The sequence below is a fragment of the Bradyrhizobium sp. TM239 genome, from assembly GCF_036247985.1.
GTDB classification, from domain to species: domain Bacteria; phylum Pseudomonadota; class Alphaproteobacteria; order Rhizobiales; family Xanthobacteraceae; genus Bradyrhizobium; species Bradyrhizobium ottawaense.
In genome coordinates, this window is sequence record NZ_BTIR01000017.1 from 1 (window position 1) to 15103 (window position 15103).

Annotated in this window: 12 protein-coding genes; 6 read left to right on the plus strand and 6 right to left on the minus strand. The window is 65.5% G+C overall.

Features of this window, described 5'->3' with window-relative positions; all coding sequences use genetic code 11:
- Positions 1-188 (minus strand): helix-turn-helix domain-containing protein (locus tag AABA84_RS25550; protein ID WP_338313585.1); only part of this gene is annotated, 188 nt, incomplete at its 3' end.
- A gap of 225 nt (positions 189-413) precedes the next feature.
- Positions 414-2264, minus strand: coding sequence for an ABC transporter ATP-binding protein/permease (locus AABA84_RS25555; protein ID WP_338313586.1), 1851 nt, complete (start codon positions 2262-2264; stop codon positions 414-416).
- 196 nt (positions 2265-2460) lie between these two features.
- On the opposite strand from AABA84_RS25555, the gene rpmE reads away from it, so the two are divergent.
- Complete coding sequence (gene rpmE / locus AABA84_RS25560) at positions 2461-2688, plus strand: 50S ribosomal protein L31 (protein ID WP_007599895.1); 228 nt, start codon at positions 2461-2463, stop codon at positions 2686-2688.
- A 267-nt stretch (positions 2689-2955) separates the two neighbouring features.
- On the opposite strand, the gene rcdA is transcribed toward rpmE, so the two are convergent.
- Together rcdA and AABA84_RS25570 are read right to left on the minus strand one after the other, a co-directional pair.
- Positions 2956-3465, minus strand: coding sequence for a protease adaptor protein RcdA (gene rcdA / locus AABA84_RS25565; protein WP_018318720.1), 510 nt, complete (start codon positions 3463-3465; stop codon positions 2956-2958).
- A 509-nt stretch (positions 3466-3974) separates the two neighbouring features.
- Positions 3975-4166 (minus strand): DUF1192 domain-containing protein, encoded by a 192-nt coding sequence (locus AABA84_RS25570; protein ID WP_212245431.1) that lies wholly within the window; start codon positions 4164-4166, stop codon positions 3975-3977.
- A gap of 110 nt (positions 4167-4276) precedes the next feature.
- Here AABA84_RS25570 and AABA84_RS25575 point away from each other — a divergent pair, with 110 nt between their 5' ends.
- Positions 4277-5275, plus strand: a complete 999-nt coding sequence (locus AABA84_RS25575; RefSeq protein WP_212245433.1) for an NAD(P)H-quinone oxidoreductase — start codon at positions 4277-4279, stop codon at positions 5273-5275.
- A 140-nt stretch (positions 5276-5415) separates the two neighbouring features.
- The gene (locus tag AABA84_RS25580) at positions 5416-8292 is read left to right on the plus strand and encodes an EAL domain-containing protein (RefSeq protein ID WP_212245435.1); all 2877 of its coding nucleotides are present in this window, start codon (positions 5416-5418) and stop codon (positions 8290-8292) included.
- 147 nt (positions 8293-8439) lie between these two features.
- On the opposite strand, the gene AABA84_RS25585 is transcribed toward AABA84_RS25580, so the two are convergent.
- Positions 8440-8703 carry a DUF7662 domain-containing protein gene (locus AABA84_RS25585; protein ID WP_212245437.1) on the minus strand — a complete coding sequence of 88 codons (264 nt, stop codon included), beginning with the start codon at positions 8701-8703 and terminating at the stop codon, positions 8440-8442.
- Between the two features lie 169 nt (positions 8704-8872).
- Between AABA84_RS25585 and AABA84_RS25590 the strand changes: the two genes are divergently transcribed.
- A complete protein-coding gene (locus tag AABA84_RS25590) occupies positions 8873-10369 on the plus strand; it encodes a sensor domain-containing diguanylate cyclase (RefSeq protein WP_212245439.1) in 1497 nt (498 codons plus the stop codon).
- A 191-nt stretch (positions 10370-10560) separates the two neighbouring features.
- Here the strand turns inward: AABA84_RS25590 and galU are convergent, their stop codons facing one another.
- The gene (galU, locus tag AABA84_RS25595) at positions 10561-11436 is read right to left on the minus strand and encodes a UTP--glucose-1-phosphate uridylyltransferase GalU (RefSeq protein ID WP_212245442.1); all 876 of its coding nucleotides are present in this window, start codon (positions 11434-11436) and stop codon (positions 10561-10563) included.
- A 218-nt stretch (positions 11437-11654) separates the two neighbouring features.
- Here galU and AABA84_RS25600 point away from each other — a divergent pair, with 218 nt between their 5' ends.
- Together AABA84_RS25600 and AABA84_RS25605 are read left to right on the plus strand one after the other, a co-directional pair.
- Positions 11655-13037, plus strand: a complete 1383-nt coding sequence (locus tag AABA84_RS25600; protein ID WP_433960968.1) for a lytic murein transglycosylase — start codon at positions 11655-11657, stop codon at positions 13035-13037.
- 171 nt (positions 13038-13208) lie between these two features.
- The gene (locus AABA84_RS25605) at positions 13209-14921 is read left to right on the plus strand and encodes an SGNH/GDSL hydrolase family protein (RefSeq protein ID WP_212245444.1); all 1713 of its coding nucleotides are present in this window, start codon (positions 13209-13211) and stop codon (positions 14919-14921) included.
- The last annotated feature ends 182 nt before the right edge of the window (positions 14922-15103 follow it).

Here is a 15103-nt window from a genome sequence, read left to right on the forward strand (position 1 = left end):
CTCTTGGGCCGACGGCACTGCTCCGCCAGCTCATGGTCCCCAGCCCGCCAACGCCTCAGCCATTTGTAGCCCACGTCGGGGCTGATCCCGAACCGCCGGCACAGCTCCCGCCGGTTCGTTCCGTCCTGCAAGGCAAGTCGCACAAACTCGCGCCGCTGATCCATTACCGACACCTCGTTCCAGGGCATGGACGGCCTCCCGAATCGACCAATCCAGCCCAGTTTGATGTGTCAGCTATGTCTCCGAACACCTCTCAGTGATCTGTCCGGGCTAAACACTTGACCGGGCGATCCAGTACTCCGTGAAGCCAGCGATTGAATCGAGAAGCCGCGGCGTACTGGATTCCCCGCCTGCGCGGGGAATGACACCGTGATTGTAGTGACGATCGCAGAACCTCGCGTGGCCCTGTCGGCTCACGCCCCCTCGAACTGCAACCTCGCCAGCCGCGCATACAGCCCGTTCGCGGCCACCAGCTCGGCATGCGTGCCCTGCTCGACGATCTTGCCCTGGTCCATCACCAGGATGCGGTCGCAGGACAGCACGGTGGCGAGGCGGTGGGCGATCACCAGCGTGGTGCGGTGGCGCATCAGCTCTTCCAGTGCGGTCTGCACCAGCGTCTCGCTTTCGGCATCGAGTGCGGAGGTGGCTTCATCGAGCAGCAAGAGCGGCGCATCGCGCAGGATGGCGCGGGCGATTGCGATGCGCTGGCGCTGGCCGCCGGACAGCGTCACGCCGCGCTCGCCGAGCGGGGTGTCGAAACCTTCGGGCAGGCGGCGGATGAACTCGGCGGCATGCGCGAGCTCGGCGGCGCGCTCGACCTCGGCATCGGTCGCATCGGGCCGGCCGAAGCGGATGTTCTCGCGGGCACTGGCGGCGAACACGTTCGATTCCTGCGGCACCAGCGCGATGCGCGCGCGGAAATCGCGCGGATCGGCGGATTTGACCGGCACCCCGTCGAGCGAGATCGCGCCGCTGCGCGGGTCGTAGAAGCGCAGCAACAGGTGAAAGATGGTGCTCTTGCCGGCTCCGGACGGACCGACGATCGCGACCTTCTCGCCGGGGCGCACCGTGAACGACACGGCATCGAGCACATTGACGTCGCGCCGCATCGGATAGGCGAAGCTGACCCGGTCGAAGCCGACCTCGCCGCGTGCCGGCACCGGCAGCGCGCGGGGAGACGCGGGCGCCTTGATGTCGGGCTTCACATGCAGGATCTCGAACAGCCGCTCGGCCGCGCCTGATGCCGCCGAGACCTCGCCCCAGACCTCGCTGAGCTGGCCGAGGCCCGCTGCGGCGAACACCGCATACAGCACGAACTGGCCGAGCCGGCCCGGCGAAATCGCGCCGATGAGCACGTCATGCGAGCCGATCCAGAGGATCGCGACGACGCTCGCGAACACGATGAAGATGATGATGGCCGTGAGCACGGCGCGCGCCTGGGTCGAGGTGCGCGCGGCCTCATAGGCCTGCTCGACCTCGCCGCCGAAACGCTTCTCGGCGAATTGCTCGCTGGTGTAGGCCTGCACGGTGCGGATCGCGCCGACCAGCTCGCCCGCATAGGCGGACGCCTCGGCAAGCGTGTCCTGCGCATTGCGCGACAGACGCCGCACCCAGCGCCCGAAGGCAACCAGCGGCAGCACGATCAAGGGGATGGCCAGCAGCACGAAGCCCGACAGTTTTGGGCTCGTGATCACCATCATCGCCGCAGCACCAAGGAACATCATCAGATTGCGCAGCGCGATCGACACCGAGGCGCCGACGGCCGATTTGAGCTGGGTGGTGTCGGCGGTGAGCCGCGAGATCAATTCGCCGCTGCGCGCGGAATCGAAGAAGGCGGGGGAGAGCGAGAGCAGATGAGCGAAGACGTCGTGCCTGAGGTCGGCGACGATGCGCTCGCCGATCGTCATCACGAGGTAGTAGCGCGCCGCGCTGGCGAGCGCGAGCACGCCGACCACTGCGAGCATCACCGAGAAGTAGCTGTTGATCAGCTCGATGCCCTCGGGCGTCAGGCCGAAATCGATCATCCGGCGCACCGCGACCGGCACCAGCAGCGTGGTCAGGGCCGCGACCGTGAGTGCGACGAAGGCCAGCGCCGCCCGGCCGCGATAGCGGTTCACATACGGCGCGAGCGCAAGCAGCGGCCGCAGCTTGGCGCGACCCTTGGCCGGCTCTTCGATCAGCTCGGCCTCGATCGAGGGGGTGTCCGCGGCGTTCATTCCGGGCTGATCGACATACTGGTCATCAAGCCGTTCCACTGCGCTCATGAGATCCAACCCATTGCATTCGTTTGCTCCCAATAGGCCGGTGCAAGGGTAGTGGCAAATCCGGGAAGTCCCTTAGGGGTAACCCCGGTTCACCGCCCGGGATGGCTTGTTTTGCCTGATGTCGTGAGGTATAGAGCCGGCCAAATCCGTCAATAGCTAGCCAACCAGGAAGGCGCCGGGGCGCCGAGGAATTGCCATGAAAGCCGAAATTCACCCGAACTATCATACGATTAAGGTCGTGATGACCGACGGAACCGAGTACCTGACCCGCTCGACCTGGGGCAAGGAAGGCGACACGTTGAACCTCGACATCGACCCGAAGTCGCACCCGGCCTGGACCGGCGGCAATGCCCAGCTGATGGATCGCGGCGGCCGCGTCTCGCGCTTCCAGAAGAAGTTTTCGGGCTTCCTCAAAAAGGATTGATCCGGCCCGCAGGGTTGGACACGAAAAAACGCCCCCGGAGAGCCGGGGGCGTTTTTGTTTTTGGAGAGGTGTCGTCCGCCAGACCCGTCATCCTTCGAGGCTCGCCGAAGAGGCGAGCACCTCAAGGTGACGGGGTTGGTTTCGCGGGCGTCATTCCGGGGCTCGCGAAGCGAGAGCCCGGAATCCATAACCACGATCGGAAGTATGGATTCCGGGCCCGCGCCAAGAGGCGCGTCCCGGAATGACGACCGAAATTGGTGATGGGCCCTACCGCTCGAACGCCGCCTTCAGCGCGTTGAGGTGCGGCACCAGCGGATTGCCGATCGCGATGTGTTCGGCCGGCGGGGTGTGGATGGTGGTGTCGAGGCGGCGGACGCGGGTCTGCAGGCTCATCGAGCGATGGATCAGGTCCTGGAGCTGCGAGGGCAGCTTCTCGATGGTGTCGGTGGGGCCGGGATCGGCAGCGCTGAGCTTGACCTTGGTCTTCTCGCGATTGGCCTGGCTCAGCGTCATCTCGCCTTCCTTCACCGCGCGGTGCAGCAGCAGCCACGAGGCGAGCTGCATCAGGCGGGTGGTGAGACGCATGCTCTCGGTCGCGTAGGTGAGGCTGACGGCACGGTCGAGCGCCTTGGCCTCGGTGCGTCCGGCGCCGTCGAGATAGGCGGCGGTCTCTTCGACGAGGTCCATGCCCTCGCGGAACAGGACGCCGAACGCCGCAGAATTGGTGAACCGCTCGCTGAGTTGAACGAGAGCGCCGTCGGCCTGCAAACGTTCCATGGTTAACGCCTCTTACGCAACTGTTTGACTGCCCGGCTTTGCGCCGGCTTATGATGAACAAATCATTGCGCGGGCGGGACGCGGAGTCCAGTGACAAGCGCGGATATGGTTTCCGCGGGTCATTCCCAGGAATTCAACCGGGACGAGACGCCAAATAGCAGAAGTAGACGCAAAAAAAGAGCCGCCGGAGACCGGCGGCTTTGAAAGTTGATAACAGGGAGGCGTCAAACAGAGTGGACAGGAGCCACTCGGTGTCCAAACGAGGACAGTTCCAGTCATAAACCCGAAAGCTTAATGGTGCGTAAACGAGCGAATTTTTTCAGGGTTCGTTAGCCATGTCGGCCAGTGGCCGAGCGGGTTTCGTGCCCCGGACGCGGTGCGGCACGAAGTGCTGCACTGCTGAGCCGGGGCCCAGTTCTTTGGCCGAGGAGTTCGGTGAGGCATGGGTCCCGGCTCTGCGGAGCGTCACTGTGTGCCGCACCGCGTCCGGGACACGAGTCGCGAAAATCCTACTTCTTGAAAAAACTGTTCGCCGCATCGCGCGAGGCGCGCTTCTTGGTGGCGGCTTCTTCCAGCCTTGCGATCTCGGTCTTGAGCAGCATGATGCGCTCGGCCAGTTCCTCGACCGACAAGAGCGAGAGGTCCTGCCCGATGTCATGGCTGATCTTCTTGCGCGGGCGGTCGTCGTCTTCCGTCGCCATCCTGGTTCCTCCTGCGTTCGCGCACACAATGCCGAGGCGGTTGCCAGCTCGGATCACGCTGGCTAAGCAAGGGCCTCGTTCCATCCCGCACCTTCACCCAAGGACACATCATGGACAAGCTGCCCGCGCAAATGACCGTGGTCGCCATCTCCAAGCCCGGCGGACCGGAGGTGCTGGTGCCGGAGCAACGCGCACTGCCGCAGCCCGGTCCTGACGAGATCCTGGTCAAGGTGATGGCCGCCGGCGTCAACCGACCCGACGTCGCTCAGCGCTCCGGCGCCTATCCGCCGCCGCCCGGCGCCAGCGACCTGCCCGGCCTCGAAATCGCCGGTGAAGTGGTCGCAGTCGGCAGCAATGCCAAGCGGCACAAGATCGGCGACAAGGTGATGTCGCTGGTCGCCGGCGGGGGCTATGCGCAGTACTGTATCGCACAGGACGCCCAGGCGATGAGCGTGCCGCCGGCGCTGTCGATCAAGGAAGCCGGCGCGCTGCCGGAAACCCTGATGACGGTCTGGCACAATGTGTTCGAGCGCGGCGGCCTGAAGGAAGGTGAGACGCTGTTGATCCATGGCGGCTCCTCCGGCATCGGCACCATGGCGATCCAGCTCGCGAAGGCGTTCGGCGCGAAGGTGTTCGTCACCGTCGGCTCGCAGGACAAGATCGATGCCTGCCTCAAGCTCGGGGCCGATCGCGCCATCAACTACAAGACCGAAGACTTCGTCGCCGTGGTCAAGGAAGAGACCAACAAGGAAGGCGTCAACCTGATCCTCGACATGGTCGCCGGCGACTATGTCGACCGCAATTATGATGCCGCCGCGCTCGACGGCCGCATCGTGCAGATCGCGACCCTCAACGGACCCAAGGTCAACGTCAACATCGCCAAGGTGATGGTGAAGCGCCTGACCCATACCGGCTCGACATTGCGTCCCCGTAGTAATGCGGACAAGGCGGCGATGGTCGCCGCGATCGAGGCGAAAGTGATGCCGCTTTTGCGCGAAGGCCGCGTCAAACCGCTGATGGACAGCACTTTCCCGCTGGAAAAGGCAGCCGATGCGCACCGGCGCATGGAAACGAGCGCACATATTGGCAAAATTGTGTTGGAGGTCTAGGCCTCCGGCCCACAGGCGGCGGCGGAAACCCTTTGATTTTCCTTGCTTTCGTGGCATCTATCGCGACGCACCGAACGGTTTCCGTCCGGTCTGAAATCGTCTTCTTCTGAAGAGTTTGCGTCGAACGCGGAGAACTGGCCTTGCGTCTGATCAGGTGCCTCGCGCCCATCGCGCTGGGCCTCATGATTCTTGTCGCCGCGCATCCCGCGCGCGCGCTCGACGCCGTCAGCGTCCGCAGTGACGCGCCCGCGATCGACCTCACCGGCGTGCTCGAGCATCAGCGCAGCGATGCCGATCGCATCCAGGTCTCCACCGCGCCCGGCACCGACGGCATCGTCCGCCGCATCGAGGTGCGCGCCCGCGAGGGCGGCCAGAACTGGGTGGTGTTCGCGCTCGCCAACAACACAGACGACCAGCTCGACCGCCTGATCGTCGCCCCGCATTACCGCATCGTCTCCTCGGGCCTCTTGTGGCCCGACCTCGGCCTGTCGCGCATCGCCACCATCACGCCCTCGACCGGCGACCGGCCGGAGCGACAGGAAAGCCCGACCGCCGACGTCTTCCGCGTCACGCTCGACCCCGGCGCCGTCATCACCTTCGTCGCGGAGCTGCGCACCGACAAGCTGCCGCAGCTCTATCTGTGGGAGCCGGAAGCCTACAAGGACAAGGTCAACTCGTTCACGCTGTACCAGGGCATCGTGATCGGCATCTCGGGCTTGCTCGCGCTGGTGCTGACCATTCTGTTCGTGGTCAAGGGCAGCATCATGTTCCCAGCCGCCGCCGCGCTGGCCTGGGCGGTGCTGGTCTATATCGGCGTCGATTTCGGCTTCTGGGGCAAGGTGCTCGACATGTCGAACAACGCCGAGCGGATCTGGCGCGCGGCGGGTGAAGCGATTTTGGCGGCAACGCTGCTCGTGTTCCTGTTCGCCTATCTCAACCTCAGCCGCTGGCACGTGCGCTATTCGCACATCACGGTGGGCTGGCTCGCGTTCCTGGGGTCGCTGGTGGCGCTGGCCCTGTTCGATCCGGCGGTGGCCTCCGGCATCGCCCGCATCTCGCTGGTGCTGATCGCCTTCGCCGGCTTCGCGCTGATCGTCTATCTCTCCACCCACGGTTTTGACCGCGCGGTGCTGTTGATCCCGACCTGGTTCCTCCTGGTGGTCTGGGTGGTCGCAGCCGGCATGACGGTGGCAGGCTCCGTCACCAACGACATCGTCGGCCCTGCACTGCTCGGCGGCCTCGTGCTGATCGTGATGCTGATCGGGTTCACGGTGATGCAGCATGCCTTTGCCGGCGGCGGCGCCACCACCGGTGTCGTCTCCGACATCGAACGGCGCGCACTGGCGCTGGCCGGGTCCGGCGATCTGATCTGGGACTGGGACGTTTCCGCCGACAAGGTCTTCACCAGCCCCGAAACCGAAGCCCTGCTTGGCCTCAAGCGCGGCACGCTCGAAGGGCCCGCAGCCTCCTGGCTCGAAGTGCTGCATCCGCTCGACCAGGACCGTTTCCGCGCCGCGCTCGACAGCGTGCTCGACCAGCGCCGCGGCCGCCTGGTGCAGGATTTCCGCCTGCGCACCCCGGACGGCCATTTCATGTGGTTCGCGCTGAAGGCGCGCCCGGTGGTCGGCTCCGACGGCGAGGTCTCGCGCGTGGTCGGCACGCTCACCGACGTCACCGAGCTGCGCAACGCCGAGGAGCGCCTGCTGCACGATTCCGTGCATGACAATCTCACCGGCCTGCCCAACCGAAAACTGTTCATGGACCGGCTGGGCGCGGTGGCGCATTTCGCCAAGACCATGCCGACGCTGCGGCCGACGCTGATGGTGATCGACCTCGACCGCTTCAAGCAGGTCAACGATTCCGTCGGCATCGCGGTCGGCGATTCCATCCTGCTCACCCTCGCCCGCCGCCTCACCCGGATCCTGAAGCCGCAGGACACGCTGGCGCGGCTTGCCGGCGACCAGTTCGGCCTGATCCTGCTCTCGGAGCAGGACCCAGCCCGCATCACCGCCTTCGCCGAGACCATCCGCAAGACCATCCGCGCGCCGATCGCCTTCAACGACCGCGAGATTTTTCTCACGGCCTCGATCGGTCTCGCCCTTTCCGATCCGCAAGTTCAGCTCACGGACGAGATCATCAAGGACGCCGAGCTTGCGATGTATCACTCCAAGCGCATCGGCGGCGACCGCATCGACGTCTACAAGCCCGCGATGCGCGCGCGGAAGACCGATCGCCTGACGCTGGAGAGCGAACTGCGCCGCGCCATCGAGCGGCAAGAACTCACGATCCTGTATCAGCCGATCGTGCGGCTGGAAGATCGTTCGGTCGCCGGCTTCGAAGCGCTGGTGCGCTGGGATCACCCGAAGCTTGGCCGCATGGCGCCCTCGGAGTTCATCACCATCGCCGAAGAGACCGGCCTGATCATCGACCTCGGCATGTTCGTGCTGGACCAGACCGCGAAGCAGCTTTCGATCTGGCAGCGCGCGATGCGCTCACGCGAGCCGATCTTCGCCTCGGTCAACGTCTCCTCGCGGCAGTTGCTGCGCCACGATCTGATCCACGACATCCGCACCGTGCTGTCGCGCTCCTCGGTGGCCCGCGGCACGCTCAAGCTGGAATTGACGGAATCGCTGGTGATGGAGAATCCGGAGCACGCGGCGCAGATGCTGACGCGAATCCGCGAGCTCGGCACCGGGCTCTCGCTCGACGATTTCGGCACCGGCCATTCCTCGCTGGCCTATCTGCAGCGCTTCCCGTTCGACACCATCAAGATCGACCAGTCCTTCGTGCGCACCACCAATCGCGGCACGCGGCCGGTGATCCTGAAGTCGATCATCGCGCTCGCGCACGATCTCGGCATGGACGTGGTCGCCGAAGGCGCCGAGACCGATTCCGACGCGGTCGAGCTCTACCAGATGGGCTGCGAATACGCGCAAGGCTTTGCCTTCGGCGAGCCGATGGACGCGGACGCGGCGATGCGGCTGCTGACGGAAGTGCGGCTCGAAGCGGCGAGCTGAACTCGCCGCGCGTCCGGTATCGTAGGGTGGGCAAAGGCGCGAAGCGTCGTGCCCACCATAGATCCAGCACCGCAAAGAAGTGGTGGGCACGCTTACGCTTTGCCCACCCTACGATACTTCCCCCTGGTGAAGGACGAACGCACGCCGCTACCGCCGCCCGTCCTTCTTCATCTTCGTGAACCGCACGCTCGCACCGTCCGGCATCCGCACTGCCTTGAACCCCGCGGCGAGGCAGGCTTCGCGTTGCGGCATCTGGATGTCGGGGCTGCGCAGGCTGTCCCACCATGAGGCCCGATTGGCCGCGCGCGGCAGGGCCGCGCCGATGATCTCTTCGATCTGTTCGAAGCTCAGGACGAATTCGGCCTGCTTCTGCCGCAGCAGATAGTCGCGCAACGCGTCGTAGTCGTTCACAATCGTCCTCTCGTCCGAACCCCAACCTGCTCAAATGAGCTTGCCACATGCGGGCTGCCGAAAACCGTGGGCGGCGTAAACCGATTCTTAACTCATTGCAGCTGCGACGTCCTACCTTAAACACTACTCAAGATTTCGGGCGCATCCACTAGGGGATCGGGAGCAAACGATGCTGTCTGGATGGCGCGAAGTCACGGCCCGCCGGCCGTGGCGGATTTCGGCGAAGCTGCTGATCATCTCGTCCGTGGTGACGGTGATCGGCTTTTCCGCCATTTGCGTCAACGTCATGCTCGACATGCGCCGGGGCGAGGAGGCGCTCGCCCGCCAGACGCTGGAGAACCTGGCGACGACCATCGAATCCGACATCAGCCGCAACATCGAGATCTACGATCTGTCCCTGAAGGCGGTCGCCAGCAACATGCTGCTGCCGGAGCTGGCAACCGTCTCGAAGCCCATCCGTCACCTGATCCTGTTCGACCATGCCATGACCGCCAAGCATTTCGGCGCGATCCAGGTGTTCGATGCCGAGGGCAGGCTGACGATCGACGCCTCCACGCTCGATCCCGAGCCGGAGAACCGGGGCGAGGAGGACTACTTCAAGGTCCATCGCGACAATCCCGGAACGGGGCTGTTCATCAGCCGTCCCATGCTGTTCCGCGGCGCCTATTCGATCGTGCTGAGCCGGCGCATCAGCGACACCGACGGCGGCTTCCTCGGCGTCGTCGCGGGTTCGATCCGCTTCAGCTATTTCCACGAATTGTTCGAGCGGTTGAACCTCGGCCCCGAGGACACCATCACCGTGCTCAGGCGCGACCGCACCATCATGATGCGGCGGCCGTTCGACCTCGACGTGATCGGAAAGAACCTCGGCGCACGGCAGGACTGGAAGGCGGACAATTTGCGCGCCGGCGGCGCCTATGCCGGTCAAGGCCCCGTCGACAAGACCCCGCGGCTGTATGTTCGCAGCAGCGGCACAAGTCCGCTGTTCGTCGTTGCCGGCAAGCCCCTTAGCGCGGTGTTCGAGCTGTGGCGGAAGGAGGCTTACCGGATCGGTGCCGTGGTGGTGGCACTCATCCTGTTCATGCTGGGATCGACGCTGGTGCTCGCGCGCGAGATCGGCCGCCGCGCCGAGGCCGAGCGCAAGCTCGAGGAGATGGCGACGACGGACGCGCTCACCGGCCTGAAGAACCGCCGCAAGTTCGATTCCGTCATCGACGTCGAATGGCGGCGCGCCATGCGCCAGAAGGCGCCGGTCGCGCTGTTGATGATCGATGCCGATCACTTCAAGGCCTACAATGACACGTTCGGCCATCAGGCCGGCGACCAGGTGCTGGTCGGCATCGCCATCTGTATTTCCGATTCGGTGAGCCGGGCCGGCGACTGCGCCGCGCGCTATGGCGGCGAGGAATTCGCGGTGTTGCTACCCAACACGTCTGCCAACGACGCCTTCAAGGTCGCCGAGACGATCCGCCTCAAGGTGCAGGACTGGTCTGACGACGAGGTGATTTTGACGGTCTCCTGCGGCGTCGCCAGCCTCGTTCCCACCGCCGGCATGGACTGGGCGATCCTGGTCGCCGCCGCCGACAAGGCGCTGTATGCGGCGAAGGCGGGCGGGCGCAATCAGTCCGTGGTTGCGAGCCTGCCGAAGCTGTCGCTGGTGGCGTGAGGGGGGCTAATCACCGTTATTGAACGCGACGCGATCCACACCAACGGCGTCGTCCCTGCGAACGCAGGGACCCATAACCACAGGGAGTGGTTTGGCGAAGACTTGTCGTTCGGTACTACTGCAAAACGCAGTCGATAGATCACGCGGTCTGGGTCCCTGCGTTCGCAGGGACGACAGCGAGGATGTGGCAGCTACTGCCCCAGATACTTCTTCATCTCCGCGATCAGCCCGTCCCGCAGCTCCGGGCGCTTCAGGCCGTAGGCGATGTTGGCGCGGAGGAAGCCGGGCTTGGAGCCACAATCGTGGCGCTCGCCCTCGAATTCGACGCCGTAGAATTTCTGCGATTTGGCGAGGCCGATCATGGCGTCGGTGAGCTGGATCTCGCCGCCGGCGCCGCGCTCCTGCGTCTCGAGGATCTTGAAGATCTCCGGCTGCAGGATGTAGCGGCCGGTGATGGAGAGGTTGGAGGGCGCGGTGCCCTTGGCCGGCTTCTCGACCATGCCGTCGACCTCGAACATCTTGCCGCTGCGCTTGCCGACGCCGCAGATGCCGTATTGATGGGTGAGATGATCGGGCACCGCCTCGACCGCGACCAGGTTGGATTTCTCGCCGAGCGATGATGCCATCTCGATCATCTGCTTGAGGCAGCCAGGCGTGTTGAGCACGAGCTCGTCGGGCAGCACGACGGCGAACGGCTCGTTGCCGACGATGTCGCGCGCGCACCAGACTGCGTGACCGAGGCCGAGCGGCGCCTGCTGGCGGGTGAAGCTGACGGCGCCGGCTTCGGGCTGGTTCTGCGCCAGGATCTCCTGCTCGGCCTTCTTGCCGCGCTGGCTAAGCGTCGCATCGAGCTCGTACATCCGGTCGAAATGATCTTCGATGACATTCTTGTTGCGGCCGGTGACGAAGATGAAGTGCTCGATGCCGGCCTCCCTCGCCTCGTCATAGACGTACTGGATCAGCGGCTTGTCGACGATGGTCAGCATTTCCTTCGGCATCGCCTTGGTGGCGGGCAGGACGCGGGTGCCGAGGCCGGCGACGGGGAATACGGCTTTGCGAATTTTCATGTGATTGTTCGAATACCTGGGGGCACATGGGAACGGCGGAACGGAGCAATGGCATCTTGCTAGCCTGTTTGCAGCCGCCAACAAAGGCGGATGTGGGGCCTCACCCGCGCAGAGTTAAGAAAAAGGCAGCCACCAAAATTTTACCTTTGTTAAGCTATTGGCAACCGTAACCGGGCCTCCTGATGGCGGATTTCTGGAAGGCCGATGGGTGGGGCATGATGCAATTGGTGGCATGGCAGGCAAGACGGGCGATATCCGTGACCGGCGCGGCGATGATGGCGGCCGCCCTGCTGCTGCCCGTCAGCGCGCACGCCCAGGCGCAGAACGGCCTGTCGAATCTGTTCGGCGGCATCTTCTCGGGTCAGAACCCGGCGCCCTCGCAGCCCGCGCCCGGTCCCGGCGGCGCACTCCCCTGGAGCGGTGAGGACGGAGCTTCCGGCCATCCGCTGATGACCGCCGCGGCGATCCGCGAGGCCGCCGGCAATTTCAGCAATTGCGTTGCCGCGATGTGGCCCGATGCCGCACGGCGCAACATCACGCAGGAGAATTTTCAGCGCTTCACGGCCGGGCTCTCACCCGACCTGCGCATCATGGACCTCATGGATTCGCAGCCGGAATTCACCAAGTCGATCTGGGACTATCTCGACATCCTCGTGAACGACAACCGCCTCGCCAAGGGCCGCGAGATCCTCGCCAAATACAAGGCGCAGTTCGACGCCACCGAAAAGGCCACTGGCGTCGACCGCTACATCATCGCCTCGATCTGGGGCATCGAGTCCAATTACTCGACGCAGATGGGCGACCGCAGCGTGCTGCAATCGACCGCGACGCTCGCCTGCATCGGCCGCCGCCAGGCCTATTTCAAGGACGAGTTCCTCTCCGCGCTGGAGATCCTCAACCGCGGCGACCTCAGGCCGGAGCAGATGCGCGGCTCCTGGGCCGGTGCGTTCGGCCCGACCCAATTCATGCCGACCGCGTTCAAGCGCTTTGCCGTCGACGGCGATGGTGACGGACGGCGCGACGTCGTCGACAATCCGACCGACCTGATTGCATCGACCGCCAATAACCTGAAGAAGGACGGCTGGCAGGCCGGCCAGACCTGGGGCTTCGAGGTCGTGGTGCCGCAGGGCTTCAACTACATGCTGGCCGACCGCGCCAAGGCGATGACGATCGCGCAATGGGAGAAGCTCGGGCTCAAGCGGGCGACGGGCCAGCCGTTCCCGCATCCGGGCGAGAAGGCCTATCTGCTGGCCCCCGCCGGCGCGCAGGGGCCCGGCTTCCTGATGCTGCAGAATTACCGCGTCATCATGAAATACAACCCGGCCGAGGCCTATGCGCTGGCGATCGGCCATTTCGCCGACCGCCTGCGCGGGGGGCAGCCCTTCGTGCAGCCCTGGCCGCGGCAGGAACGCGAGCTGTCGCGCACCGAGCGGCTCGAGCTGCAGCAGCTGCTGGCCCAGCGCGGCTTCTACAAGGGCACCCCGGACGGCCAGTTCGGCGGCCAGACCCGGGAAGCCCTGCGCAATTTCCAGGCCTCGATCGGAGTGCCCGCGGACGGTTTTGCGTCCTCGGATGCACTGGAACGACTGCGCGGGCGGTAAAATCGCGCCGAAAGTAACCCTGAACAGGGATTTTGGCAGGCTGCCTTGACGGAGGCGGCTGTTCCCCGGTGTATGGGCGCAAGAATCTGCAACGGAATTTGCCCGTTTGGCGCCTGATTCCGTTATTATATTGAGCTACCTCCGATACCCATTGCGCTGGCCCGAGATCGCATGTCGAAGCCGAAGTCCCTGTTCAAGGCGCTGACCGAGACCGGCCCGTTGATCGCGCTGGGGACGGCGCTTGCGATTTTGGTCTCGGTCGCGGGGCCTGCCTCGGCGCAATTCTTCAACTTCCCCGGCTTCGGCGGCCCGCCGCAGCGTTCGGCTCCGCCACCACAGCGGGGCGGTGGCGGAGGCGGCGGCTGGTTCGGCGGCGACTTCTTCGCGCCGTTCCAGCAGCAACAGCCGCAGGCGCCACGCCAGGATTTTTCGCGCGCGCCGGCACCGGCCAAGCGCGACACCATCCCTGAGAAGAACGTGCTGGTGATCGGCGACGCCATGGCCGACTGGCTCGCCTATGGCCTGGAAGACGCCTACACCGAGCAGCCCGACATGGGCGTGATCCGCAAGCACAAGACCACGTCCGGCCTGATCAAGTACCAGCCGCGCGGCGAGCCCGCGGATTGGACGACCGCCGCAAGGGGCATCCTCGAGACCGAGAAGCCCGATGTGATCGTCGTCATGCTGGGCCTCAACGACCGCGGCGCGATCCGCGAGCCCGCCGCCGACAAGACGGACAAGGCCGCCGCAGACAAGGACAAGAAGAACGACAAGGGCGCGCGGGCCAAACCGCCGGCGAAGCCGGGGGACGCCAAGCCCGGCAACGACACCGCCGCCAAGCCCGACGACAAGCCTGCCGATGCCGATCTGCCGCAGGACGATGCCGACAACGCCGACGCGCCGGCGGCCGCGCCCGAAAAGACGGCCCGCAATCCGAACGGCCTCTACGAATTCCGCGACGACCGCTGGGTCGAGCTCTACGGCAAGAAGATCGAGGAGCTCGCCGGCGTCCTCAAGGCCAAGGGCGTGCCGGTGCTGTGGGTCGGTCTTCCCGCCATCCGCGGCCAGAAGGGCACGGCGGACATGCTGTTCCTGGATTCGCTCTATCGCGAAGGCGCGGCCAAGGCCGGCATTACCTATGTCGACGTCTGGGACGGGTTTGTCGACGAGGCCGGCCGCTTCCTCCAGAAGGGTCCTGACTTCGAAGGCCAGATCCGTCAGCTCCGCAGCTCTGACGGCGTCTTCTTCACAAAGCCCGGCGCGCGCAAGCTCGCGCACTATGTCGAGCGCGAGATCACGCGCCTGCTGGCAGGACGTTCCGGCCCGATCGCGCTGCCGAGCGAGCCTGCGACGCCCGACACCAGCGCCGAGCCCGGCAAGCCCGCACCGCGTCCGCTGGCGGGGCCGATCGTGCCGCTGGTTGCAGCCTCGATCTCGACCGACCAATTGCTGGGCGGCCCGGGCTCGCGTCCCGCCGCCGTCGACGCGCTGGCTGCAAAGACGATGGTGAAGGGCGAGCCGCTGGCGGCTCCCGCGGGCCGCGCCGACGATTATGCCTGGCCGCGCCGCGAAGTCGGCCGCGAGCAGGCCAAGGGCGATACGCCGATGGCCGCGACGACGCCCGATGGCGGCGCGGCTCCCGCTTCGCCGGGCGCAGCCGCGGCGATCGCTCCACCAAAACTTGCGCCGAAGAAGCCGCCGGCCCCGCCGCAGCAACCGGTACAGGCTACGCCCTCATTCCGCGATTTCTTCGGCTTCGGCTCTCCGCAGCCCCCGCCGCCGCGTCAACTGGCGCCGGCTCCAGGGCCGCGCAATCCGAATCCCAATCCCGGGGTCCCGCGTCCGCCGGGTAACGTTGGCCGCTCGGCCGAGATGTTCCGGTAAGGTAAGGTCTCGTGTCCCGGATGCGACGCAGCGCCTCTTGGTGAGGCGGCGCAGAGCCGGGACCCAATTCGTGCGGCATTCACAAAAGATGGGCCCCGGCTTAGCGATGCAGCGTTTGCGGACGATGCTACGCATCGCCTAGGCTGCATCGCGTCCGGGGCACGAGTGATAGGCGTTCGGCG

Coding starts and splice junctions, on each gene's coding strand:
- AABA84_RS25555 (WP_338313586.1), bottom strand. CDS start 2,264: ATGAGCGCAGTGGAACGGCTTGATGACCAGTATGTCGATCAGCCCGGA.
- rpmE (WP_007599895.1), top strand. CDS start 2,461: ATGAAAGCCGAAATTCACCCGAACTATCATACGATTAAGGTCGTGATG.
- rcdA (WP_018318720.1), bottom strand. CDS start 3,465: ATGGAACGTTTGCAGGCCGACGGCGCTCTCGTTCAACTCAGCGAGCGG.
- AABA84_RS25570 (WP_212245431.1), bottom strand. CDS start 4,166: ATGGCGACGGAAGACGACGACCGCCCGCGCAAGAAGATCAGCCATGAC.
- AABA84_RS25575 (WP_212245433.1), top strand. CDS start 4,277: ATGGACAAGCTGCCCGCGCAAATGACCGTGGTCGCCATCTCCAAGCCC.
- AABA84_RS25590 (WP_212245439.1), top strand. CDS start 8,873: ATGCTGTCTGGATGGCGCGAAGTCACGGCCCGCCGGCCGTGGCGGATT.
- galU (WP_212245442.1), bottom strand. CDS start 11,436: ATGAAAATTCGCAAAGCCGTATTCCCCGTCGCCGGCCTCGGCACCCGC.
- AABA84_RS25600 (WP_433960968.1), top strand. CDS start 11,655: ATGCAATTGGTGGCATGGCAGGCAAGACGGGCGATATCCGTGACCGGC.
- AABA84_RS25605 (WP_212245444.1), top strand. CDS start 13,209: ATGTCGAAGCCGAAGTCCCTGTTCAAGGCGCTGACCGAGACCGGCCCG.